19 protein-coding genes are annotated in these 24,109 nt (G+C 68.3%); 6 read left to right on the forward strand and 13 right to left on the reverse strand.

The window, feature by feature from the left end:
* Window positions 1-5: 5 nt before the first annotated feature.
* A complete protein-coding gene (locus SGCZBJ_RS10550; RefSeq protein WP_101717962.1) occupies window positions 6-2,834 on the reverse strand; it encodes a TonB-dependent receptor in 2,829 nt (942 codons plus the stop codon).
* A gap of 270 nt (window positions 2,835-3,104) precedes the next feature.
* On the opposite strand from SGCZBJ_RS10550, the gene rhaT reads away from it, so the two are divergent.
* Window positions 3,105-4,172 (forward strand): L-rhamnose/proton symporter RhaT, encoded by a 1,068-nt coding sequence (gene rhaT / locus SGCZBJ_RS10555; RefSeq protein ID WP_240621472.1) that lies wholly within the window; start codon window positions 3,105-3,107, stop codon window positions 4,170-4,172.
* 30 nt (window positions 4,173-4,202) lie between these two features.
* Here the strand turns inward: rhaT and SGCZBJ_RS10560 are convergent, their stop codons facing one another.
* Window positions 4,203-4,889, reverse strand: a complete 687-nt coding sequence (locus tag SGCZBJ_RS10560; RefSeq protein WP_101717964.1) for a DOPA 4,5-dioxygenase family protein — start codon at window positions 4,887-4,889, stop codon at window positions 4,203-4,205.
* Between the two features lie 231 nt (window positions 4,890-5,120).
* Between SGCZBJ_RS10560 and SGCZBJ_RS10565 the strand changes: the two genes are divergently transcribed.
* A complete protein-coding gene (locus SGCZBJ_RS10565; protein ID WP_205685364.1) occupies window positions 5,121-6,632 on the forward strand; it encodes a DHA2 family efflux MFS transporter permease subunit in 1,512 nt (503 codons plus the stop codon).
* Here SGCZBJ_RS10565 and SGCZBJ_RS10570 read toward each other — a convergent pair.
* On the reverse strand, window positions 6,629-7,870 hold the full coding sequence (locus SGCZBJ_RS10570) for an MFS transporter (RefSeq protein WP_101717965.1): 1,242 nt from the start codon (window positions 7,868-7,870) through the stop codon (window positions 6,629-6,631). The genes SGCZBJ_RS10565 and SGCZBJ_RS10570 overlap by 4 nt on opposite strands.
* Window positions 7,871-8,197: 327 nt before the next feature.
* On the opposite strand from SGCZBJ_RS10570, the gene SGCZBJ_RS10575 reads away from it, so the two are divergent.
* Both SGCZBJ_RS10575 and SGCZBJ_RS10580 read left to right on the forward strand, forming a co-directional pair.
* Window positions 8,198-8,428, forward strand: coding sequence for a DUF5961 family protein (locus SGCZBJ_RS10575; RefSeq protein ID WP_101717966.1), 231 nt, complete (start codon window positions 8,198-8,200; stop codon window positions 8,426-8,428).
* Between the two features lie 54 nt (window positions 8,429-8,482).
* Window positions 8,483-8,665, forward strand: a complete 183-nt coding sequence (locus tag SGCZBJ_RS10580) for a hypothetical protein (protein WP_133149228.1) — start codon at window positions 8,483-8,485, stop codon at window positions 8,663-8,665.
* A 4-nt stretch (window positions 8,666-8,669) separates the two neighbouring features.
* On the opposite strand, the gene SGCZBJ_RS10585 is transcribed toward SGCZBJ_RS10580, so the two are convergent.
* The 4 genes from SGCZBJ_RS10585 to SGCZBJ_RS10600 form a co-directional block, all read right to left on the reverse strand.
* Window positions 8,670-10,691 (reverse strand): S9 family peptidase, encoded by a 2,022-nt coding sequence (locus tag SGCZBJ_RS10585; RefSeq protein ID WP_101717968.1) that lies wholly within the window; start codon window positions 10,689-10,691, stop codon window positions 8,670-8,672.
* Window positions 10,692-10,744: 53 nt separating this feature from the next.
* On the reverse strand, window positions 10,745-13,858 hold the full coding sequence (locus tag SGCZBJ_RS10590; protein ID WP_101717969.1) for a TonB-dependent receptor: 3,114 nt from the start codon (window positions 13,856-13,858) through the stop codon (window positions 10,745-10,747).
* A 105-nt stretch (window positions 13,859-13,963) separates the two neighbouring features.
* Window positions 13,964-14,911, reverse strand: coding sequence for a FecR family protein (locus SGCZBJ_RS10595; protein ID WP_165799297.1), 948 nt, complete (start codon window positions 14,909-14,911; stop codon window positions 13,964-13,966).
* A complete protein-coding gene (locus tag SGCZBJ_RS10600; protein WP_101717971.1) occupies window positions 14,905-15,378 on the reverse strand; it encodes an RNA polymerase sigma factor in 474 nt (157 codons plus the stop codon). Before SGCZBJ_RS10600 ends, SGCZBJ_RS10595 begins: the two co-directional genes overlap by 7 nt.
* Before the next feature lie 241 nt (window positions 15,379-15,619).
* Between SGCZBJ_RS10600 and SGCZBJ_RS10605 the strand changes: the two genes are divergently transcribed.
* The gene (locus SGCZBJ_RS10605) at window positions 15,620-16,420 is read left to right on the forward strand and encodes a universal stress protein (RefSeq protein WP_101717972.1); all 801 of its coding nucleotides are present in this window, start codon (window positions 15,620-15,622) and stop codon (window positions 16,418-16,420) included.
* Here the strand turns inward: SGCZBJ_RS10605 and mnhG are convergent.
* The 6 genes from mnhG to SGCZBJ_RS10635 are packed head-to-tail and all read right to left on the reverse strand — an operon-like array spanning window position 16,417 to window position 22,381.
* A complete protein-coding gene (mnhG, locus tag SGCZBJ_RS10610; RefSeq protein WP_101717973.1) occupies window positions 16,417-16,761 on the reverse strand; it encodes a monovalent cation/H(+) antiporter subunit G in 345 nt (114 codons plus the stop codon). The two genes, SGCZBJ_RS10605 and mnhG, sit on opposite strands and share 4 nt — an antisense overlap.
* Complete coding sequence (locus tag SGCZBJ_RS10615; protein WP_101717974.1) at window positions 16,758-17,039, reverse strand: K+/H+ antiporter subunit F; 282 nt, start codon at window positions 17,037-17,039, stop codon at window positions 16,758-16,760. The genes mnhG and SGCZBJ_RS10615 overlap by 4 nt, the downstream gene beginning before the upstream one ends.
* Window positions 17,036-17,527 (reverse strand): Na+/H+ antiporter subunit E, encoded by a 492-nt coding sequence (locus SGCZBJ_RS10620; protein WP_101717975.1) that lies wholly within the window; start codon window positions 17,525-17,527, stop codon window positions 17,036-17,038. Before SGCZBJ_RS10620 ends, SGCZBJ_RS10615 begins: the two co-directional genes overlap by 4 nt.
* Entirely contained in the window at window positions 17,524-19,116 is a 1,593-nt protein-coding gene (locus SGCZBJ_RS10625; protein WP_101717976.1) for a monovalent cation/H+ antiporter subunit D, read from the reverse strand. The genes SGCZBJ_RS10620 and SGCZBJ_RS10625 overlap by 4 nt, the downstream gene beginning before the upstream one ends.
* Window positions 19,113-19,457, reverse strand: a complete 345-nt coding sequence (locus SGCZBJ_RS10630) for a Na+/H+ antiporter subunit C (protein ID WP_101717977.1) — start codon at window positions 19,455-19,457, stop codon at window positions 19,113-19,115. Before SGCZBJ_RS10630 ends, SGCZBJ_RS10625 begins: the two co-directional genes overlap by 4 nt.
* Window positions 19,454-22,381, reverse strand: a complete 2,928-nt coding sequence (locus SGCZBJ_RS10635; RefSeq protein WP_101717978.1) for a monovalent cation/H+ antiporter subunit A — start codon at window positions 22,379-22,381, stop codon at window positions 19,454-19,456. The genes SGCZBJ_RS10630 and SGCZBJ_RS10635 overlap by 4 nt, the downstream gene beginning before the upstream one ends.
* A 195-nt stretch (window positions 22,382-22,576) precedes the next feature.
* On the opposite strand from SGCZBJ_RS10635, the gene SGCZBJ_RS10640 reads away from it, so the two are divergent.
* Window positions 22,577-24,055, forward strand: coding sequence for a glycosyl hydrolase family 28 protein (locus SGCZBJ_RS10640; protein WP_101717979.1), 1,479 nt, complete (start codon window positions 22,577-22,579; stop codon window positions 24,053-24,055).
* Window positions 24,056-24,109: the final 54 nt, after the last annotated feature.

The raw sequence follows: 24,109 nt of genomic DNA on the forward strand, positions 1-24,109 counted from the left end.
AGCCTCTAGAACTTCGCGCGGACGCCGAAGTAGTAGCGCGAACCGAAGGTCTCGTTGCCGATGTAGCGCGCATCGGCGTTGTATTCCCGGCGCACTTCGTCGGTCAGGTTCACGCCTTCGACAAAGACGGTGATGTTGTCGTTGACGTTGTAGCTGGCCGAGGCGTCGAGGGTTCCGAATGCCTTGTTGAACTCGGGCCAGTTGCCGCGGCCGACCGGGGTGATCAGCCAGTCGCCGCGCCAGTTGTAGGACGCCCGGGCGCTGACCTTTTCGTTCTCGTAGTAGAACGAGACATTGTAGCTCTTGCGCGACAGGCCCGGGAACGTCAGCGCCTCACCGGTGATCAGGTTAGGCTGCTTGAAGCCCTTGTCCTTCTGATAGGTGAAGTTAGCCAGGACGCCGAAGCCCTGGAAGGGTTCCGGCAGGAAATCGAAAGCGTACTGGCCACCGATTTCGAGACCGTCGATCGTCACTTGATCATCGCCGTTGATCGGCGTGGTGATGCGGAAGGGCCTGGGCTCGCCTTCCTCGAACTCGTCAACCGCCACATTCGTGATGAACGACGAGATCTCCTTGCGGAAATAGGTCGCCGAAATGAAGCTGTCGCGGCTGAAGTACCATTCCAGGCCGGCGTCGTAAGCGGTGGCCTCGAACGGCTGAAGGTTCGGGTTGCCGCGCGAGCCGGTGAAGCTGTTGCGGTCGATCGAGCGGCGCAGAGCCAGTTGGGCCGGCGCAGCGCGGGCCATGACCTTGCTGGCCGAGAAGCGGCCGATCAGCTTGCCGGGGATGAACTCGGCCCGGACGTTCAACGAAGGCAAGGTCTTGGTGTAGCCGCCCTCTGCCTCGCCCTCGACGTAGTTGACCTCCAGCCCAGACGGACCGTTGCTTCGGATCTGGTTGTAGCCGGTGGAGAGCGTCTCGGTGTCGACGACCCGCACGCCCAGCGTGCCGCTGATCGGCACGGGCAGTTCGTGGAAGTCGAAGTTGGCCTGAACGTAGGCGCTCTTGGTCTTCTCCTCGACCGACCAGGTGTCGAGGAAGTTCTGGAAGCTGCCCCGACCGCCAAAGGTCTCGGCGGTGTTAGGGTTGGGGTTGACTGCGTAGACGTCGTTCACCAGGCCGCTGCTCGCCAACGTGGCCGCGTAGGTGGCCATGGTGTTGTCGTTCCATCGGCGCACGCCGCCGGAATAGCCGAGGTCGCCGGTCTGGAAGAACGGGATCCCCTGCTCGGTCGAGTTGAGGTTGACGATCTGCTCGAGCGTGGAGCACGGCGCCTGGGCCGATACGATCGCGCTGGGATTACGGTCGGTCGGCGAACGAATATCGCCCGTACGGCAGCTCAGACGCGAAGTGCGCTGGTAAAGGATCTGGTTGGTCTCGAACTGCCTCGCCTGGACGCCGGCCTTGATCGAGGTCAGCCAGGAGACGTCCGGCTTGTAAGTGATGTTGAATTGCTGAGCGGTCTCCTCAGCGCTGTTGTTGCGCGGGTTGAACAGCGCATCGAGCCGTTGCACGCCTTGCCCGGTCGTGACGTCGAGGCCGGGGAACGAGAAGTTCGGCGATCCCTTGCCGCCCTTGTAGTCGATGACCGCGCGCGGGATGCCGAACGCCGTCGCCGTCGAGTTGATCTCGTTGTTCTGCACCTCGGCGTTCGAATAGTCGAAGCGGGCGTCGAACACCCACTTGTCGAGCTTCCACTCGCCGCCGACGGCGGTGGTGTATTGCGTCCGCTCCAGGTCGCCCAGGATGTTGCGATAGACCAGGTCGATCGGGAAGGCTGACGTGCTGACCAGTTCGAGGTGATCGACCGTGTTGTCGCCGCCCACCGTGGACTTGCTGTAGTCGATCTCGCCGCTGGTGCCGGTAAGCTGCAGGAACGAGCTGTTCACCCGCTCCTTGGCCGTAGCGTAGGTGGCGTCGAAATAGGCCTTGAAGTTGTCGGTCGGACGCCACTCGACGACGGTGCTCAGCGCCTTTCGCTCGGTCTCGCGGCGGTCGATGATCAGGCGCGGGATCTCGGGAATGAAGTCGGCCGTGCCGTCGCCGTTGATGTCGGTGGGACGGCCGGTGACGCCTCCGGTGGGCCGCGCGCCCGCCCGGGTCGCCCAGCCCGTGGTGCGGGCGTTGTTGCTGTTCAGGTGCCGCTTCTCCCAGGTGCCCGACAGCAGGACGCCCAGGGTGTCGTTGAAGAAGGTGCGGCTGCCGATCAGGGCCAGCTTGGGGTCGTACTCCTTGGCGAGGTTCGAGTAGACGCCCTGCACCGAGCCGGCGACGAAGGGCTCCTTGCTGTCGAACGGACGGCGGGTGATGACCCGCACGGTGCCGCCGATGCCGCCTTCGGCCATGTCGGCCGTAGGCGACTTGACCACGTCCAGGCGCGAGACGAACTCGACGGGAATGTCGCGGAAATCGACGGCGCGGTCGCCGCCGCCGACGGTCAGCGACAAGGCCGACGTGCCGTTGATCTCGACGCGGTTCAGGCTGGGATCGGCGCCGCGGATGCTGACGCCGCGGCCTTCGCCGTCCTGGCGGCTGATCTGCACGCCCGTCACCCTTTGCAGGGCTTCGGAGAGGTTCTTGTCGGGGAAGTCGCCGATGTCCTCGGCCGAGATGCTGTCGACCACCTGAAGGGAGTTGCGCTTGACGTCCATGGCGCTGCGCAGCGAGGCGCGGATGCCGGTGACGACGACTTCCTCGACGGCTTCGGGCTCTACGGTCTGGCCGGCGGCGGGCGCGGCCTGGGCGTGAGCGATGGCGGGGGCCGAAAGCAGGACGGCCGCGACGGCGAGGCGCGAGGCGCTGGTGCGCAGCTGGGCGCTGATGGGGGTCTTCATGGTTTCCTCTCCAGTTGCGACTTGTCGTTGCTCAGGGCCATCGGGTGACGCCAAGGTCGACAAATTTCATATTATGGGATTAATTCCCTATAGTCGGGACGATAACCGGGAATTCGTGCGCATGTCGAGCGCCGCACAGTGTTTCAGGAAAGAAATGACCGCCACCGTGTCCTCGCGGCGACGCTCGGCGCGGTTCGTTGACAAAGCCACGCCCGCTCGCGATGATCCCAATAATTAGAAAATCGTTTTGATATATGGGAGTTGACGCCAATGAATCCGCTTATGGGCGTTTTCTTCCATTGGCTGGGCGGCCTGGCCTCGGCCAGCTTCTATGTGCCCTTCCGCGGCGTGCGCCGCTGGTCGTGGGAGATCTACTGGCTCACCGGAGGCGTGTTCTCCTGGCTGTTCGCCCCGTGGTTCTTCGCCTCGCTACAGACCCGCGACCTGCTGGGCGTGATGGGCCAGGTTCCCCCGCACATCGCCGGCCTCTGCATCCTGTTCGGCGTGCTGTGGGGCTTCGGCGGCCTGACCTACGGCCTGACCATGCGCTATCTCGGCCTGTCCTTGGGCATGGCCGTGGTGCTGGGCCTGTGCACCGTGTTCGGCACGCTGATCCCGCCGCTGGTGCGCGGAACCTTCGCCGACGCCCTGCTCAGCTCGACCTCCGGCCGGATCATCCTGCTGGGCCTCCTGATGACCGTGGCCGGCATCGTCGTCGTGGCCTGGGCCGGGGCCAAGAAGGACGGCGACCTGTCGCCCGAAGAGAAGCGCGCAGCCGTCGCCGAATTCGACTTCAAGAAGGGCCTGGCGGTGGCGATCTTCTCAGGCGTCATGTCGGCCTGCTTCGCCTTCGGCCTGGCCGCCGGAGAGCCGATCAAGAACATCTCGGCAGCCGCCGGCACCGGCCCGCTGTGGACCGGCCTGCCGGTGCTGTGCCTCGTCATGTTCGGCGGCCTGATCACCAACGGCGTCTGGTGCGCCTTCCTGATCGCCAAGAACCGCAGCGCGGGACAGTGGATCGGCCGCGCTTCCAGCGGCAAGGAATCGGCCGACAAGCCGCCGCTGCTGGCCAACTACCTGCTCAGCGCCCTGGCGGGCGTGGCCTGGTACTTCCAGTTCTTCTTCTACACCATGGGCGAGAGCCAGATGGGCAAGTTCGGCTTCTCCAGCTGGACCCTGCACATGGCCAGCATCATCATCTTCGGCACCCTGTGGGGCTTTGCCTTCAAAGAGTGGAAGGACGCTCGTCCGGCCGTGCGCAACATGGTCTGGGCCGGCGTGGCCCTGCTGGTCGGCGCCACCGTCGTCATCGGCTACGGCAACATGCTGGGCGCGTAAGGGCCCCTTCCCTCACGGCTCGATTGGCCCTCACGTCTCGATCGGCACGAACGGCTTGGTGTTGGGATAGATCAGCTCGACCGGCGGCTCGCCCTCGCCCGGCTTCTTCATGCCGTAGCCGTTCACCGGCTGAGAGCGGTTGATCCAGGCGGTGTAGTAGAGGTGGTCCGAGCGAGGGTCGTCCGTATTCGGATGCAAGAGGATCGTCAGGCCCAGGCTGTTGAGCTGCAGCCACGGCAGGATCACGTGCAGCAGGTCGTTGGTGAAGCCGAAATAGAACGACGGCGTCACGTGCGGGCCGCGCGGGACCTGGTTCCAGTCGCCCAGCTCGACGACGAAGCGCTCCGACACCCAGCGCCGCAGCAGGGCCGCCTTCTGCGAGGTGTCTTCGTCGAAATAGACGTGGGCGTGATAGCTCTTGATGTCGGTATAGGCGCGCGGCTGCTGCGGCAGCGGCGCCTCGCCGGGCCGGATCGAGACCGGCTGGGGCGTGGCCTGCTTCCAGGTGTCGTAGCCCCACGGGCTCTTGCCGCCGGCCGGCGCACGCGGCTGGCGCGCGGGCGGCGGTACCTGGGAGCCCTCCTGCGCCTTGGCCCTGCCCGGCGCGACAATGCCGGCGGCGGCGGCCGCGACGCCGCCCGCCAGCAGCAGGTTTCGGCGCTGGATCTCGAGCTCGTCGTGCGTGGCGACAGGGGCGTTAGGGGTCGGATCGGTCATCGGGAAACTCGCACGGACGAAGCTTGGCTTTCGCCCATCAGGCCTCCCGGCGATCGCCGTCACAATTCAGATCAACTCGATAGGAATTCAGAAAAGCTGACGGTTGCTTGACCCCACTTGCCGTTACGCACGAGTTTGCGCCCGCCCGTTCGACCCTTTAGGACCGCCCGTGCCCGTAAGCTTGCCCCTCCCCGCCGCGACGCCCACGCCTCTATTTCGGGAGCCCGGCGCGTGACGAGGTTGAGACGTCGCGGCCTGGCCTCGATCAACTCCGAGGTCCGCGACGGCATCCTGCCCGCCGCCGACGGCGTCACCCGTGCGCCCGGCGCGCCAGAGGTCGATACGGCCAGGCGACCGCCCTATCGCCTGGTCGCCGTGATCATCGCCTGCGCGCTGTTCATGGAGCAGATGGACGCCACGGTGCTGGCCACGGCCTTGCCGACCATGGCTCGCGACTTCGGCGTGCCGGCCACCAGCCTGAGCTCGGCCCTGACCGCCTATCTGCTGGCCCTGGCGATCTTCATTCCCGCCAGCGGACGCCTGGCCGACCGCTTCGGCTCCAAGACCGTGTTCCGCCTGGCCATCGCCGTCTTCGTCGGCGGATCGGTGCTGTGCGGCCAGGCGACCAGCCTGCCCTTCCTCATCTTCGCCCGTTTCCTGCAAGGCGTGGGCGGGGCGATGATGATCCCGATCGGACGCCTGGTGCTGCTGCGCTCGGTGGCCAAGCAGGACATGGTCTCGGCGATGTCGTGGCTGATCATCCCGGCGCTGATCGGCCCGATCCTGGGACCGCCGATCGGCGGCTTCATCGTCACCTATCTGGACTGGCGCTGGATCTTCTATCTGAACATCCCGATCGGCGTGCTGGGGATCGTGCTGGTCACCCTGTTCATCGACGAGGTGCGCGGCGAGACGCCCGTGCGGGCCGATCCGGTCGGCTTCCTGCTGTCGGGGCTGTCGCTGGGCTGCCTGCTGTTCGGCTTCGAGATGACCAGCCGCGACGGCGAACTGCCAATGGCCCTGGCGCTGATCGCCGTGGGCCTGGCCGCGGGCGGCCTCTACCTGCGCCACGCCAGGCGCCGCGCGGACCCGATCCTGGACCTGTCGCTGATGGCCGTGCCGTCCTTCAGATTGTCGGTGATCGGCGGCTCGCTGACCCGCATCACCCAGGGCGCCCAGCCCTTCCTGCTGCCGCTGATGCTGCAACTGGGGTTTGGCATGACCGCCGCGGCCAGCGGCACGATCACCATCGCCGGCGCCATCGGTTCGCTGGCGATGAAGAGCCTGGCCCCGCGCATCCTGCGTCGCTTCGGCTTCCGCAACAGCATGATCGTCGGCGGCCTGGCGGCCAGCGCCGGTTACGCCGTCTGCGGCCTGTTCCGGCCCGGCTGGCCGACCTGGCTGATCTTCCTGACCCTGATGATCAGCGGCTTTTGCATGTCGTTCCAGTTCACCGCCTACAACACCATCGCATATGACGAGATCCCCCCCGAGCGGATGAGCGCGGCGACCAGCTTCTACGCCACCTTCCAGCAGTTGATGCTGTCGCTGGGGGTCTGCGCCGGGGCCCTGGCGCTGCATGTCGGCATGCTGGCGGGCGATCACGCCACGCCACGGCTCGCCGACTTCACCCTGGCCTTCCTGATCGTCACGGCGATCTCGGCCTCGGCGACGATCTGGAACCGGCGCTTCGCCGCGGACGCCGGCGCCGACCTGTCGGGCCGGCGCCGGGACGAGGACTAGCCGCAGGCCTGGCAGGCGGCTTCGGGAGCCTGCCGGGCGCCGCCGCGACGCACGGCCAGCACCAGGATCACCCCCGCCAGCGCGGCGGTGACGGCGTAGGCCGGGGCGCTGAGCGGACCGAGGCGGTCGACCAGCAGGCCGCCCAGCACCGCGCCCAGCGCGATGGCCACCTGGAAGGTCGAGGTCAGGAGGCCGCCGGCCAGTTCGGCCTGGTCGGTCGCCGCCGAGGTCGCCCAGGCCTGGAAGCCGACGGGCAGCATGGCGAAGGCGAAGCCCCAGAGGGTCAGCGCCAGGGCCGCGATCCAGCCGACGCTCCCCAGGGCCACGATGGCGACGGCGGCGACAGCGATCAAACCCGCCCCGCCCAGGATCGACAGGCGCGGATCGCGGCCGACCAGCGCCCCGCCGGCCAGGTTGCCGAAGAAACCGGCGACGCCGAAGGCCAGCAGGCTGAGCGAGATCGCCGCGACATCGAGGCCGGCGACATCCTCCAGCACGGGACGGACATAGGTGAAGCCGGCGAAGTGTCCCGAGATCACCAGCAGCACGCCGACCAGGGCGGCCGCCACCGCCGGACGGCGGGCGACCTCGATGAGGCCGCCGAGCCGCGGAACCGAGGTCGGCGCCAGGCGCGGCAGGGTCAAGGCTTGCGCGGCAAGCGCGGCCAAGCCCACGACGCCGGCGATGACGAACGCCGCTCGCCAGCCCAGGGTGTCGCTGACGAAGGCTCCGACCGGCGCGGCCGAGACCGTGGCCAGCGACACGCCGGCGAAGATCAGCGACATCGCCTTTGGGATCGCCGCCTTGGGCACGAGCCGCATGCCCAGGGCCGCGGCCATCGACCAGAAGCCGCCCAGGGCGGCGCCCAGCAGCACCCGGGCGACCAGGAGCACCGGCAGGTTGGTGGCGAAGATGGTCAGCAGGTTGGAGACCGCCAGAACGAGCATCAGGCCCAGCATCACCAGACGGCGGTCGAACCGGCCGGTCAGCACCGGCGTCAACGGCGCGGCGAAGGCCCCGACCACGGCCGTGGCCGTCACCGCCTGCCCGGCCGCCCCGACGCTGACCCCAAGGTCGGCGGCCAGGGGCGTCAGCACGCTGGCGGGCAGGAATTCCGACGTCACCAGAGCGAAGACGCCCATGGTCAGGGCGATCACCCCCGGCCATAGGGCGGGCGGCTCGACCTCCGTCGCCACGTCAACGTCGTCGACGCGCTCGGCCAATACTGAACTCTGCATGCTACCCTCCACCACGACAGGCGGGCCGGACCCGGCCTGGACTGGTCGGATAGGTAAGACTGCAACCTGACCTTCGCCGCCCGACGGCCGGCCAGAAATTCAGGGTGCAGGCGCAGAACTTCTCAGGCGACCTCGACGACTCGGGCCGCGAACAAAACATGACGCCATTCCAATGCCTTACTGTCGACTTGAGAACCCGCGATAAGACTGTTGAGCCTTACTCGCTTGGCCAAGGCGCGGAATTCGACGTCGCCCTCTGGACGGCGAACCGCGACGGGGTTTGAATCCCCCGCGCTCGCCATGCGTTGGATGTTCGGAGGAAACGCCATGTTCGAGACCCGCACCTTCCGCGTCCACGCCCTGCACGACGGCTGCGACCACGCGCATGGGGTCGACGCCGAGACCTTCGAGGAGGCCGCCGTGGCCTTCATGGAGGCCTGGCATCCCGAGGTGGATTCCTACGGCCAGGCGTCCGTCGTTGTTCGCGACGTCGAGACCGGCGTCGAGCACTGCTTCCGCGTCGACTTCGAAAGCGGCGAGACCTCAGCCTGCCAGTAGATTTCGGCGGACCCGCGCCATGGGCCCGTGCGTTGGTCGATCATGAACATGCACATGACCGACCCGATTGTACCGCCGAACCCCGATCCCACGCCCGGCCGTCCGCCGCTGGAAATTCCGCCGGACGGCCCACCGCCCGAGATCGACGATCCGGTCGTGCCCTTCGAAGATCCGCCCGAGCCGCCGCCGCTCGATCCCGGCGACCCGCGCCCCTACGACACGCCGCTGCGACAGTAGCCCGTCAGTCGGTCTCGTCCTTGGCGTCGGGCGCTGCGCTCCAATCGTAGTCCTGGCCGAGCACGCGCTTGCTGAACCAGTCCATCTGGACGTTCACCTGGAACAGCCGGTGGCGCAGCTCGCGGAAGTTATGCGGCTCGCGCGGGGCCAGGTAGAGCTCGGTCTCGACGCCCAGGGCCTTCAGCGCCCTATGCAGCATTACCGACTGGGTCCAGGGCACGCGCTCGTCCTCGGCGCCGGCCAGGATCAGGGTCGGGGTCCTGACCTTGTCGAGCTGGCTGAGCGGGGAGTTGTCGACGTAGAGGTCGCGGCGAGCGGCAGAACCGTAGGGCGGGGTCACGAACCACTCGCTGCGCTGCCAGCGGGTGTCCGACGTCAGGTACATCGACGGCCAGTCGACCGCGCCAGCGCCCGAGGACGCGGCCTTGAAACGGTCGGTGACGGTGATCAGGCGGTTGGTCATGTGGCCGCCGGCGCTCCAGCCCATGACGCCCAGACGATCGGGATCGACCAGGCCCTTGGCGATCAGGGTGTCGACGCCCGACAGCACGTCCTTGTCGGCATGACGGAAATAGCCGGCGTTCATGCCTTGCAGGAACGCGTCGCCGTAGCCGGTGCCGCCGCGATAGTTGACGCTGAGCGTCATCACGCCCTTGGCCGCCAGCAGCGGGTTGAAGCGGCCGTAGGCGAAGATGTTGAACACGTCCGACGAGCGCGGCCCGCCGTGGCTCTGGACGATCAGCGGGTAACGGCGCCCCGGCTGGTAGTCGAGCGGATAGGTCACGAGACCTTCCAGGGCCTGGCCGTCCGGCGCGGTCCACTGGATGGCCTCCTGGCGCGGCAGGCGGAAACGGGTCGCGATGTCGTCGTTGAGGTGGGTCACCTGCACCGGCGACGGCTTGGCCGGATCGATCCGGAACACCTCGCCCGGCGAGGTCGCAGAGGCCTTGAAGAACACCAGGGTCTTGCCGTCGCGCGTCAGGCTGACGTCGCCGGCGGCATGATCGCCGCGCGCCAGCGGCCGCACGGCCTCGCTCCTGACGTCGACCGCGAACAACTCACGGCGAACGCCGGTGGTGGCGGTGATGTAGATTTCGCGGCCGTCGGCGGACCAGATGGCGTCCTCGATCTCGTAGGGCAGGCCGTGGGCCAGCTCGCGCGGCGCGCCGCCTGCGGCCGGCAGCACGAAGAGGTTGGGGTTGACCGTGCCGTAGCGGCCGTTCTCGGCCGTGGCCAGGAACAGGGCCGAGCGGCCGTCGGGCGACAGGCGCGGCGTGCTTTCCTGGAAATCGTTGTCGGTCAGGCGGCGATCGACGCCCTTCCCTTCCTTGAGCCACAGCTCGGACTTGGGGTTGTCGTCCAGCAGGTCGGACGGCGCGCGGCGATAGAGGATGGTCTTGCCGTCGGCCGACAGGTCGAAGGCCTCGACCTCGAACTCGCCTTCGATCACCGGCTCGGCCTTGCCGTCGGCGAGCGCAATCCGCCACAGCCGGCCGCGCCCCTGCGGGGTCTCGAACGACAACATGTCGTCCCTCTCGCGCTTGCGCTTGGCCAGGGCCTTGCTGTCAGGCCCGGCGGCCAGGAAGTAGATCGCCGAGCCGTCCGGCGACCAGCGCAGAGAGGACGGGCTGGTGCGGACCTTTCCCAGACGCCTGGGCTCGCCGCCGTCGATGGGCGAGATGTAGATCTGGCGCGTGGCGTCGCCGTCGCGCTTGGCCACGAAGGCGAAGCGCTTGCCGTCCGGCGCCCAGGCCGCGCCCGAGGCGGGTCCCTCGACCATCCGACGAGGATCCGAACCGTCGAGGCCGATGCGCCAGAGGTCCTCTTGAACGGCGTTGGCCTTCCAGTCGACGCGGCCGACCGAATAGAGGACGAACCGGCCGTCGGGCGAGACCTTGGGATCCGAAAGCTTCTCCAGCCCGACCAGGTCGGCGGCGGTCATGACGCGGGGGGCGGACCAGGCCGACGGCGCAGAAAGCGCGAGCAGGCCTCCGGCGGCGAGGGCCGCCAGGCGGGAAAGGGTCATGGGAAGCTCCGGAAGAAGAGGTCGCCGGCGCCCGAAGGCGCCGGCGATGTGCGTCAGAACGCCAGTTGCAGGCCCAAGGTGAAGGACCGGCCGGTGACGCCGTAGACGGCGCTGTAGTTGTAGTCGTTGCCCGACTCCGTGCCGCTGGGCAGGAATGGACCTTCGTTGTCGAACACATTCCGCACCGTGCCGAACACGCGCAGGTCCTTGTTCTTCGGATCGGGATAGAACCGCACCGACAGGTCGTGGCGCCAGAAGGCGTCGACGTTGAGGAACAGCGGGTTGGTCACGCCCCGGGCGGCGAAGTCGGCCGCCAGATCGTTGTCGTCCACCGCCTCGCCGATGTAGTTGGCCGTCCACTGCAGGTTCCAGTGGCGGTTGCGCCAAGCCAGGCTGGCCTTGCCCTCGTGCTCGGAGGTGCCGACTTCGCCGAGATCATCGGCGATCGTCGTGCCGTTGATGCCCGAATAGCGGGTCTCCAGCTTCAGGCGACGGCTGTAGTTGGCCCGGAAGGTGAAGTCGCCCGGGACATTCCAGCGGTCGAGGTCGAAGCGGTAGCGCAGGGCGACGTCGACGCCGCTGGCGCGCAGGTCGTCCAGGTTTTCCTCGAGGTTCAGGATCCGGGTAATCTGGCCTTCGGCGTCACGGGTGATGACGCTGCAGAAGCGGTTGTCGGTCCCCGCTGCCGAGCCATAGCACTCCGACATCAGCTGGGCGTTCGACAGCGACGAGATCGCGTCGGTCACCTTGATGTCGTAGTAATCGACGCTGAGGTCGAAGCCGCGCAGGAAGGTCGGCTGCAGCACGAAGCCGACGGTCAGGGTGTCGGCCGTCTCTTCCTTCAGGTCGACATTGCCGCTGTTGGGCGCGTTGACGCTGGTGACCTCGGACACGAAGGCGCCGTTGGCCGCGATGGCCGCCGCGATGCCGGCGTTGGCGCGACAGTTCTGCGCGATCTGGCCGGTCGTGCTGGCCGTCACGCCCGAACAGATGTCGACGATCGAGTCATAGTCGTCGCGGGGCGGCGAATAGAGCTCGGTGGTGTCGGGCGCGCGCTGGGCCCGGCTCCAGGCGGAACGGAAGCGCAGGCTCTTGACCGGCGCCCACTGCACGCCGGCGCGATAGCTGAGCGTCGTGCCGACGTTCTGCAGATTGTAGTCGGCGACGCGCAAGGCGGCGTCGATCTCCAGGCGGTAGGCGAACGGCAGGTCCTTGAGCAGCGGCGCGGAGGCCTCGACGAAGGCCTCCTTGGTCTTCACCACCCCGCTGTACTCGGGGATGTAGGCGAAGTTGGTCAGGCCGTTCTGGGTCAGTTCGTCGGTGGTGGTGCGGGTCTTGTCGCGACGCAGTTCGAAGCCGAAGGCCGTCTGGATCGGACCGGCCGGAAGCTGGAACAGCTCGCCGGTCATGTGGCCCTCGACGGTGTCCTGGCGGTTCTGCGGCCGATACCAGACGTTGGCGCGGATGTAGTCGGCCATTTCCGGGGTGATCGAGCCGATCCCGAACAGGTTCAGCGCCACGCAGCCGTCGGCGCGGGCCGCGGCGTCCTTGCACTGGACCACGCCGGCCGAGGTGCGCTCTGCGTTCAGGGCGTTCTTGACGTTGGCCATGTTCAGGCCGTTGCGGCGAACCTGATAGCCGTCGTACTCGCCGTAGCCGTAGGTCAGGCCCCAGTCCCAGTCGCCGAACACCTTGCCCTCGGCGCCGGCCCAGCCGCGCAGGGTGGTGCGGCGGTTGTAGATCTCGAGCTCGCCCACTTCGGTCATGCGACGGCGGAAACTGATCGAGGAGGTCGAGGCCGAGTAGATCTGGGTCGGCACGAACGGGTTGGCCCGCGCGATGTTGCCGATCGAGAACTCGTCGTTCACGCCGTAGGTGGTCGAATTGTACAGACCATAGGGCTCGCGAACCGAGTTGGTGGTCACACGCGAAGCCTGGAACTGGCCCCAGATCTTCAGGTTCGAATTGACGTCATAGACGATCTTCAATGCGCCCGAAGAGCGCTTGGCCGGCGTGATCAGAGTGCCGTTGGTGCGGGTTTCGTAGCCGTTCTGGGCGGTGACGAAATTCTGCTTCAGGCCGCCTTCGTCGTAGTAGAAGCTGGTGCTGCGGAAGCGACCGCCGGGAGTGTAGGTCGACAGGTCCGGACCAGAGACGGTGTTGGTGGTCGGGTCGTAGACGACCGACTGGAGCGCCCACTTGCGGTCGGTGGCGTTCAGGGCGTCCTGCTTCTCGAAGGTCGCGCCGGCCATGACGTAGAGCTTGTCGTCGAAGAACCGCTTGCCGGCGCCCACCGAATACTCGGTGCTGCTGCCGCCGCCGTCGTCGGTCACTCCGGCCACGACACGGGCCTTCACCCCGTCGAGCTTGGTGGTCGTGATGATGTTGACGACGCCAGAGATGGCGTCCGAGCCGTAGACGGCCGAGGCGCCGCCGGTGCTGATCTCGACGCGATCGACGAAGAACTGCGGGATGGAGCTGAGGCTCACCGCGTTCATGTTGCCGGCGTTGGACACCGTGCGGTGGCCGTCGATCAGGGTCAGGGTGCGGTTCTGGCCAAGGCTGCGCAGGCTGACGGTCGACAGACCGTTGTCCTGGACGGCCGACTGGCTGGTCGACAGGTTCACGCCGATATCGACGCCCGGCAGGTCGGTCAGGGCTTCGGCGATGTCGACATAGCCGCTTTCCAGCAGGTCCTCGCGCTCGATCTCGACGATCGGCGACGGGCTGTCGAAGGTGGTGCGACGCAGGCGCGAGCCGGTCACCACGACCTCTTCAACCTGGACAGCAGGGCTTTGATCTACGGCCTGGAAGGAGGCCGGTTGCACCGAGGCGGTCGGCGTCGCGCCAGGGGCGCGGACGATCAGGGCGCCGGCGCCGTCCTCGACAACTTCCAGGCCGGCCGAACCGGCCATGCGGCGAGCGGCTTCCAGCGGCGTGTACTTGCCGACCACGGCGGCCGAGCGGCGGCCCGAAACGGTCTTGGGCGAGAACAGGATGTTGGTCCCCGTCTCCTTGCCCAGTTCGCGCAGCGCCTTGTCCAGCGACTGCGCCTGCACGTCCACGGTCACGGCCTGGCCGAAGGCCGCCCCGGCCGTCAGCAGAACGCCCACGGCGGCCGATCCGGCCAGCATCCGGCGCAGGCGGCCGTCTTTCCCCATCGTCATGAAATTCTAGTCCCCTCTCGGCCCGACGTTTTCGGGCTTAAGAGGCCTGACGACGGAGGTCGATTTTTCCTCAGCAACTTTTTTCGCGCGGTCCTGACGACCGGTTCATGCCCCGCCGCGCGGCTCGATCAGCAGGCCGCCGCCGCTGGTCCGGACATCCAGATCGAGCAGCGTCGCCACCGAACGGGCGAAGGCCTCGTTGTCGCCGGCCTTGTAGACGCCGCTGATCCGCAGGCTCTCCAGCGCCGGATCCGACAGCTCGATGCGCCGGCGGCTGTAGCGGTTCATCTCGGCCAGGGCCTCGGCCAGGGTCTGGTCGTCGAACACCGCCTGGCCGAACCGCCAGGCCGTGGCCGACTGCACGTCGGCGGTCTCGCGGCGCACGGGCCCCTGCCCCGTCGCGACCACCCGCTGGCCGGCCGAGGCGGTGATGCGTCCCGAAGGCTGGCCCGGCGTCATCACCAGCACCTGCCCCTCGACGGCGACCACCGACACTGTCCGCGACAGCACCGAGACCCCGAAGGCGTCGCCGCCGTCGCCGACGATCTCGCGCCCCTCGGCGGCCACCACGAACGGACGGGCCGGATCGCGCGCGGCGCGGAAGAAGGCCCTGCCCTTGTCAAGCCCGGCCCGGCGCTGGCGACCGTCGATACGCACGCTGAGCCGGCTGTCGGCGTCGAGCAGCACCGACGTGCCGTCGTCCAGATGCAGGGTCCGCGTCTCGCCCACGCCGGTGGCGTAGACCTCCGGCGCGAAGGCCAGCCAGCCCAGGCCGACGGCCGAGACGCCGGCGCCGGCCAGCACCGCCCGGCGGGCCAGGCGCGCCGGTTTGCGCGGCGTCGAGGCGACGATCTCCGGATCATGGCGCAGGGCCCCGGCCAGTTCCCAGGTCGAGGTCAGGGCGTCGAAGGTAGTGCGATGGTCCTCGGAGCGATCCAGCCAGGCCTTGAAGCCCGCCTCGTCGCCATGAGTGCGCGAGTCGCTTCTCAGGCGCGCCAGCCAGTCGGCCGCTTCGCGGCGGACGGCTTCCAGATCGCGCTGCGGCTTCACCACGTCTCGGTCCATTTCGTCAGGAACAGGGCCGCCTTGGCCACGTGTTTTTCAACCGCGCTGACCGTGATGCCCAGCCGTTCGGCGATCTCCCGATACTTCAGCCCTTCCAGCCGGTGAAGCAAAAAGACTTCGCGTGTCCGAGGACTGAGGCGCGCCAACCCCAGCTTGAGCCGCGCCAGGCGCTCCCGCGCCCGCAACACCTCGTCCTGCAACGGACCCGCATCGGCCAGGGCGTCCTCGACGAAATCCAGGGCCTCTTCGGGGCGGCGGGCGCGCTGGCGTCGCTCGTCGATCGCCAGGTTGACCGCGGCGCGGGCGACGAAGCCTTCCGGATTGCTGAGCGTGTTGGCGCGCCGGTACTCCAGCATGCGCACCATCGCCGACTGCACGACATCTTCTGCGCCCGAAGGATCACGGGTGATGCGCGTGATCCGGCGCACGAGCCCGCGCCACCCCTCGTCCTTCAAAACCGCTCGCCTCTGCCCGCCCTCGGTGGCGCGCTTCTTCTGTTCCGGCGCGCCGATCCGTCAACGCCCTAGCTCTGCAAGCGGACGTACGGCGCGTCAACTGCCCGTCATGCAGGCGCCTGAATAGTCGAGCAAAGACAACGCGCAGGACCATCGCAACCCCAGATGACCAGCCTTTTGCGTTGCAACGCCCGCGAGCCGGAGCCAACCTCGACGCACCCAGCCAGTGAGGAGTTCGTCGATGACCCACCCCGTCCGTTCCATCCTGGTGGCCACCGACCTCAGCGCTCGCAGCGATCGGGCCGTCGACCGGGCGCTGGAGTTGGGCCGCGAGTGGAACGCCGACGTCCATGTGGTGCACGCCATCGAGCGGGACGCTGCGACCACGGCTCTGGACGTACGGCGGGTCCTGCCCGATCCGGGCGCAAAGGCCAGCGTCGGCCTGCCCTACGGCCCTGCGCCCAAGGCCATCACCGACACGGCGCGGGAGATGGCCGCCGACCTCGTCGTCACCGGCGTCGCCCGCTACAATGATCTTGGCGACTACCTGCTGGGCACGGCGGTGGACCACGTGGTGCGCGACGCCCCCTGCCCGGTCCTGGTGGTCAAGCAGAGGGCGCACGGTCCCTACCAACGCCTGCTGGTCGCCACCGACTTCTCCAAGGGGGCCAAGGCCGCGCTGCTCGGCGCAGCGGCGCTGTTTCCAGAGGCCAGGCTGCACCTCGTCCACGCCTATCACGTGCCGTTCGAGAGCCGGATCAAGTCGGAGGACGTCCGCGCCATCGCCCGCTCGGAGGCCCAGCAGAAGCTGGATGCGCTGCTCGCCGACCTGCCTGAAGCGGTGCGCAGCCGTATCGAACCTCACCTCGCGTCGGGCGAGCCCGGCGTCGTGCTGGACGAGGTCGCCCGCGAGGTCTGGCCCGACCTGGTGGTGATCGGCGCACGGGGGATCAGCGGCTTCGTGCAGGCCACGGTGGGCAGCGTCGCCTCGAGCTTGCTTCAGCGCGTCGCGGCCGACACCCTGGTGATCAAGGAGGGCTAGTTCTCTTCCCGGGTCTCGTCGCGCGCGAACTCGGTGCGGTCGCGGAACAGCGCCGCCCGTCCCAGCAGGATCAGGGTCACCGGCGTGGTCACCGTCAGGAAGACGCCGATCAGCAGCTCCCGAGGCATGAACCGTCCCTCGACCAGCGTGAAGAACAGGATCGAGGCGGCGACGATCAGCGCCATCCCCAGCGTCGCGCCCAGGGTCGGGGCGTGCACGCGCTCGTAGAAGGTCTTGAAGCGGCACAGGCCGACGGCGCCGAGGAAGGACAGCGCCGCCCCGGCGATCGCCAGCAGGCCCACGGTCACGCAGGCCCAGGCGGGGAGGTCCGCGACGCTCATTCGATCACCTCGCCGCGCATCAGGAACTTGGCCAGGGCGACCGTGGCGGCGAAGCCGAGCATGCCGATGATCAGCGCCGCGTAGAAATAGATCGCGCCACCGGTGCGCACCCCGAACACCAGCAGCAGGAGCATGCCGTTCAGATAGAAGGTGTCGAGGCCCAGCACCCGGTCCTGGGCGCGGGGTCCGCGGGCGGCGCGCCAGGCGGCCATCGCCATGGCCGCGACCAGCAGCGCCTGGGCCAGCGTCAGGCACCAGAACAGGATCGCCTGGCTCATTCGAAGATCTCCATCAGGCGGCGCTCGTAGCGGTCCTTGATAAGGCGGATCCACTCGTCCTCCTCGACCAGGTCCAGAACGTGCAGCAGCAGGCGGCCGGTGGCGCTGTCATACTCGACCCACAGCGTGCCGGGCGTGGCGGTCAGGATCACGGCCAGCACCGCCAGGGCGTAGCGGTCCTTCAGGTCGAGCGGCACGTGGATGAAGCCCGACCGGCGCTCATGCCGCCGCCGGCCCAGGATGATCGCCGACACCGCCCAGTTCGAGCGCAGCACGTCGATCACGACGCAGCCGGCCAGGGCGAGGATGGCCCGGGGCGAACGGATGCGGATGGTCTGGGCGTCCAGCGCCCGCATCACCTGGGGCGTGGCCAGCGCCAGCACCGCGGCAAGCGCGATCGCCGGCGGCTCGACCGAACCGCTCATCAGCAGCGAGGTCACGAACAGGCCCAGCGCCAGGAGCGGATGGGGAAGAAGCGCGCGGATCATGGCGTGGTCCCCAGCACCGCGCGGATGTAGGCGTCGGGACGGCCCAGCCACTCGGCGGTGTGCTCGGCGAACCCAAGTCCCGCGCCACCGAAGATCGCCAGCAGCACGCAGGCCGCCAGCAGACCGCCCATGCCGGCCAGCTCGGCCGCGCCGACCACCAGTTCGGGCGCGTCCTCGTCACGCGCCCAGAGCGCGCCGACGCCCAGGCGGGTCAGGCCGATCAAGCCGCCTAGGCTGGACAGCGACAGGCCGACGATCACCGCGATGCTGGCCGGTCCGACCGAGCGCGCCAGGGCGTCCAGCATGGCCAGCTTGCCGACGAAACCCGACAGCGGCGGCAGGCCGGCGATCATCAGGGTGCAGATCAGGAAGGCCCCGCCCAGCGCCGCGACGGCGGCGGGGATCACGAGGCCGGGCTCGTTGCGCTCGTCGTCGTCGAACGGGTCGCGGTACTCGTCGTCGAACACCGCCCGCTCGCGCTGGGCGCCGGAATCGACGCCGCGTTGCAGCACCTCGGCCAGCAGGAACATCGCCCCGCAGGCCAGGGTCGAGCCGATCAGGTAGAACAACGCCCCGCCCAGAACGGCCTGATCGCCCACGCCCGCCACAGCCAGGATCGTCCCGGACGAGACCATCACGGCATAGGCCCCGGCGCGCGACAGGTCGCGGGCGGCGATCAGGCCCAGGGTTCCGAAGGCCAGGGTCGCAAGGCCCATGACCAGCAGCCACGACTGGCCGAAATGGGCGGAAGCCCCCGCCTCGTCGCCGAAGGCCAGCAGGCTGAGGCGCAGCACCACATAGACGCCGACCTTGGACAGGATGGCGAAGGCCGCCGCCGAAGGCGCGCTGGCGGCGGTGTAGGTCGGGGCCAGCCAGAAGCCTAGCGGCCAGGCCGCGCACTTGATCAGGAAGGCCGTGCCCAGGATCGCCGCGCCGACGTGCAGCAGGCCGCGGTCGTCCGGCGCGATGGTCCGCACCTTCAGCGCGAACTCGGCCATGTTCAGCGTGCCGGTCACGCCATAGAGCAGCGACACGCCGATCAGGAACAGCAGCGAGGCCGTCAGGTTGATGGCGATGTAGGTCAGGCCCGCCCGGATCCGCGCGTCGCCCGAACCGTGCAGGGCCAGGCCGTACGAGGCCGCCAGCATGATCTCGAAGAAGACGAACAGGTTGAACAGGTCGCCGGTCAGGAAGGCCCCGTTGACGCCCATGATCAGGAACAGGAACAGGGCGTGGAAGCGCGGTCCTGCCCGGTCCCAGCGCGCCAGGGCGAAGGCCAGGACGCCGGCGCCGAGCACGCTGGTCAGCGCCACCATCATCGCCGACAGCCGGTCGGCCACCAGCACGATGCCGAACGGCGCGTGCCAGCCGCCCAGGCGATAGACGCGGGCGGTGTCGCCGCCGTCGGCCGCGCCGGTCATGCTCTCTTGCAGCAGGGCCAGGGCGACCAGCAGGATCGCGGCCATGGCGGTCAGGCTGATGACGCTCTTGAGCCGCCGGCGACGCTCGTCGAACAGCAGCATGGCCGAGGCCATGACCATCGGCAACAGGATCGGCAGCAGGATGAGGTGATGGTCCCAGAGGCTCATTCGGCCGGCTCCCGTCCATCGACGTGGTCGCTGCCGGTCGCGCCGCGCGAGGCCAGCAGCACCACCAGGAACAGGGCCGTCAAAGCAAAGCTGATGACGATCGCCGTCAGCACCAAGGCCTGGGGCGTCGGGTCGGCGTAGAGCTCCAGACGCTCGGCGCCCTTGGCCGTGATCGGCGGCATGCCCGAACGCAGGCGGCCCATGGAGAAGATGAAGAGGTTTACCGCGTAGGACAGCAGCGACAGACCCATGATCACCTGGAAGGTGCGGGGCCGCAGCAGCAGCCAGGTCCCGGCAGCGGACAGGACGCCGATGGCGGCCGCGAGCACGAACTCGGTCATGCGCCCTCCTCCGCTTGCTCGGTTTCGGCGTCGTCCTTGGCGCGGCGCAGGGACTGGTGGGCCAGGGCCACCAGCATCAGCACCGTGGCGCCGACCACCAACAGCACGACGCCCAGGTCGAAGATCACGGCGCTGGCCAGGGGCACGCGACCCAGCAGCGGCAGCTCGACATACTTGAAGGCCGAGGTCAGGAACGGCCGGTTGAAGCCGATCGCCACCAGGCCGCAGCCGGCGGCGATGGTCAGGCCCCAGCCGATCCAAAGGATGGGGCGTAGCAGCAGCCGCTCCTCCACCCAGCGCGCGCCGTTGGCCATGTATTGCAGCAGGACCGCGATCGACAGCGCCACCCCCGCCGCGAAGCCGCCGCCCGGCAGGTCGTGGCCGCGCAGGAAGAGGTGCACGGCCAGCACGATGACGAACGGGAACATCCAGCGCATGACGACGCGCGGGATCAGCATGGTGTCGCGCAGCGCGTCGACCGCCTTGCGGCCTTCGGCGACGGGGCCGGTGCGCTCGCGCGCCTGCTTCTGGTTGGGCGCGGGCAGGCTGTCGCTGGCAGGACGGAAGCGGCGCAGCAGGGCAAGGACGGTCAGGCCGACGATGCCCAGCACCGTGATCTCGCCGAAGGTGTCGAAAGCGCGGAAGTCGACCAGGATGACATTGACGACGTTGCGCCCGCCGCCCTCGCTGTAGGCCCGCTCGACGAAGAAGCGCGATATGCCCTCGACCATCGGCCGGGTCATGACCGCGTAGGAGACGAAGGCCAGGGCCAGGCCGACGACGGCGGCGACGACCAGGTCCACCCGACGGCGGCGGCGCGAACGCGTGAGCTCGGCCTGCGAGGCCTGGATATCCTCTCGCCGCTTGGGCAGCCAGCGCAGGCCCAGCAGCAGCAGAACGGTGGTGACCACCTCGACCAGCAGCTGGGTCAAGGCCAAGTCCGGCGCCGACAACCAGACGAAGGTGATGCAACTGACGAGGCCCGCCCCGCCCATCAGCACCACCGCGGCCAGGCGGTGATACTTGGCCTGCCAGGCGGCCGCGATGGCGCACGCGCCGCCGGTCAGCCAGAGGCCCGCGAACACGACCTCGGCGGCGCCGGGCGCCGACCACGACGGCCGGATCGCCACCCCGCCCGCGAAGCCCGCCGCCGCGCCGGCCGCCAGCGCGGCCAGGACGACGAGGCGCAGTTGCGGCTGCATCCGCTCGGTTCCCAGGCGGCTTTCGACCCAGCGCGCGCCCTTGACGATGCCCGTCATCGCCTTCTCGAAGAGATAGCCGCCGTTGAGGCGCTTGAGCCCCCAGGGGCCGCCGCGCGGATTGTTGTTCAGCTTCTGGCCGAAGACCGCGTAGGCGGCCACGCCGCCGGCCAGGGCCAGCACGCTGAGCAGCAAGGGCATGTTGAACCCGTGCCAGAGCGCCAGGCTGTAATAGGGCAGATCATCGAAGCCCAGCACGGCGACGGCGGCGCTGCGCAGGAACGGTCCGACGGTCAGGGCCGGCAGCACGCCGACCAGCAGGCACAGCGCCACCAGGATCTCGACCGGACGGCGCATCCAGGCCGGCGGCTCGTGCGGAACCTTGTCCAGGGCCGTGGGCGGCGGGCCGAAGAAGGTCGCCAGGATGAAGCGCAGCGAATAGAGCACGCCGAACGCGCTGGCCAAGGTCGCCAGCAAAGGCAGAGCCTTGTTCAGGGCGTGGCCGTCGCTGCCGGCCACCACCTCGGCCAGGAACATCTCCTTGGAGAGGAAGCCGTTCAGCAGCGGCACGCCCGCCATGGCGGCCGCCGCGACGATGGCCAGCGTGCCGGTAATGGGCATGAACCTGTACAGGCCGCTCAGCTTGCGCATGTCGCGCGTGCCGGCCTCGTGGTCGATGATGCCGGCGGCCATGAACAGCGACGCCTTGAAGGTGGCGTGGTTGACCGTGTGGAAGATCGCCGCGATCGCCCCCAGCGGCGAGCCCAGGCCCAGCAGCAGTACGATCAGACCCAGGTGGCTGATGGTCGAGTAGGCCAGCAAGCCCTTGAGGTCGTGCTGGAAGATGGCGCACCAGGCGCCGATCAGCAGCGTGGCCACCCCCGCCCCGGCCACCACGAAATACCAGAGCTCGGTCTGGCCGAAGATCGGCCACATGCGCAGCAGCAGGAAGATCCCGGCCTTCACCATCGTCGCCGAGTGAAGATAGGCGCTGACCGGCGTCGGCGCGGCCATGGCGCGCGGCAGCCAGAAGTGGAACGGGAACTGGGCGCTCTTGGTCAGGGCCCCCATCAGCACCAGCGCGAGGGCCACCACGGACCGAGGATCGGCCAGGATGACGCTCTTGGCCGCCAGCACGTCGTCGAGATCGTAACTGCCCGCGATTGACCCGATCAGGATCATGCCGACCAGCAGGCACAGCCCGCCCAGCGCCGTGACCGTCAGGGCCATGCGCGAGCCTTCGCGAGCCGAGGGGTTCTGGTGCCAATAGCCGATCAACAGGAAGGAGAAGAGGCTGGTCAGCTCCCAGAAGACCGCCAGCTGGATCAGGTTGCCCGACAGAACCACGCCCTGCATCGCGCCCATGAAGGCCAGCAGGAACGAGAAGAACCGCGGCACCGGATCCTTCGGCGACATGTAGTAGCGGGCGTAGAGCACGACGAGCGCGCCGATCCCGAGGATCAGGGCGGCGAAGATCCACGACAGCCCGTCCAGCCGCAGGATCAGGCTGACGCCCAGCGACGGCAGCCAGGGAATCGCCAGCCGCAGCACCTCTCCATCCGCGAACCTCGGCCAGAGCGCGGCCAGGCTCACCAGGGAGACCAGCGACACCAGCCAGGAGAGAATCGCCGCCGCCGTACGCGCATGTCGCGGAAGGCCGGCCGCCACGGCCGCGCCGAGGAACGGCGCCGCCAGGATAACGAGAAGGAGCAGGTTGGAAGACAAAACGGTTGGGGGCCTCCTGCCACGGAACGGGTCTAGCCGGGGTCCGACGCCTAACAGGCCTCGATGACCACCATAGGAAGACCGTTCCCATGCGTCAAAGCGACGGTTCCCTCCCGTCACGCTTCGTCACATATGCCGGCGTTATTGATATCGATATCATAATGACCGAGGCTGCTGCGATCCTAGGGAGGAAACATGAGCCGACAGAAGAACCCGGCCCGCCGCGCCGCCACGGCCCTCGTCGCCATGCTGCTGGGAGGCACGGCCGGCCCAGCCCTGGCCGACACGCTGCTGACCTATCCGGTCCCGCCGCAGCTGATGTACGTGGCGCACAATGACGACTTCACCGTGCGGGTGCGCACGCCCGGCGGCGAATGGCGCGACCTCTATGAGTACCGGGTGCAGGTCGACACCGACACCAAGCAGAACGCCTCGCTGGTCTATTTCGACTTCGACGGAACGGTCGAGCTGGAGGTGATGAAGAACAACGGCCGCTTTTCCGAGGTCTCGGTCGCGCCGCTGTCGAGCGTAGTGAAGCCCCAGCGCCAGGGCTCGATCCTGCACATGACCCTGACCAGGCCCGAGCGCTTCTCGCTGCAGTTCGACGACGACCGCCTGCGCAACCTGCACATCGTGGCCGGCGCCCCGCCCCCTGCCCGCCCGACCGGCGCCGACGTCGTCTACTTCGGGCCCGGCTTCCACACGCCGCCGGCGGGTCTCGACCACTTTCCGGTAAAGTCGGGCCAACGGGTCTACATGGACGGCGGCGCGGTGCTGAAGGGCGCCTTCGACCTGAATGGGATCAGCGACGTGAAGATCTCGGGACGCGGCCTGCTGTGGGACCCCGGCCGCGCCATCGACCTGGAGAAGGCCCGCGATGTCGAGGTCTCGGACCTGATCATCGTCAACAGCGACCGCAAGGACGCGGCCCGGGTGATGAACATCCGCAATTCGGAGAACGTCACGTTCAGCCAGCTAACGGGCTTCACTTCGGGCAAGTGGTCGGACGGCATCAACATCTCGACCTCGCGCCACGTGAAGGTGCGCGACGGCTACCTGCGGGTCTCGGACGACGCCGTGGTGGTCTACGCCGTGGCCGACTGCCCGATCTGCCGCCAGAAGGCCGCCCAGACCGGGATCCCCGATCCGAACCCGCCGGGCGACACCTTCGACATCCAGGTCTCGAACATGCGCCTGTGGGTCGACGTCGCCCACGCCCTCTATATCGGCCACTTCGGCGACAACGCCGATCCGCGCACCATCCGCGACGTGACCTTCGACAACATCGACGTCGCCAATCTGGACGAGGACGATCCGGACTGGGAGGGCGTGATCGCCGCCTATTCCGGCGACAGCACGCTGATCCGCGACATCACCTTCAGCAACGTGCGGGTCGACCGCATCGAGGAGGGCAAGCTGATCAACATCGTGGCCGGGAACAACCCGCGCTACAACAAGGCGCCCGGGCGCGGGATCGACGGCCTGAGGATCCGCAATGTCGCCTATACCGGCCAGGGCATGCCCAGCCTGTCGATCATCCGGGGCCTGTCGCCGCAGACGGCGGTCAAGAACGTGACGATCGAGAACCTCAGCATCGGCGGCAAGCCGGTGAAGTCGGCCAAGGACGGCGACATCGCCGTCAGCGGCGAGGTTTCGGGCCTCTCCTTCCGCTGAACGAAAAAAAGAAGGGCGCCGTCGTCGACGGCGCCCCAAGGCGGGACTTATGCG

This window comes from Caulobacter zeae, from assembly GCF_002858925.1.
Classification (GTDB): Bacteria; Pseudomonadota; Alphaproteobacteria; order Caulobacterales; family Caulobacteraceae; genus Caulobacter; species Caulobacter zeae.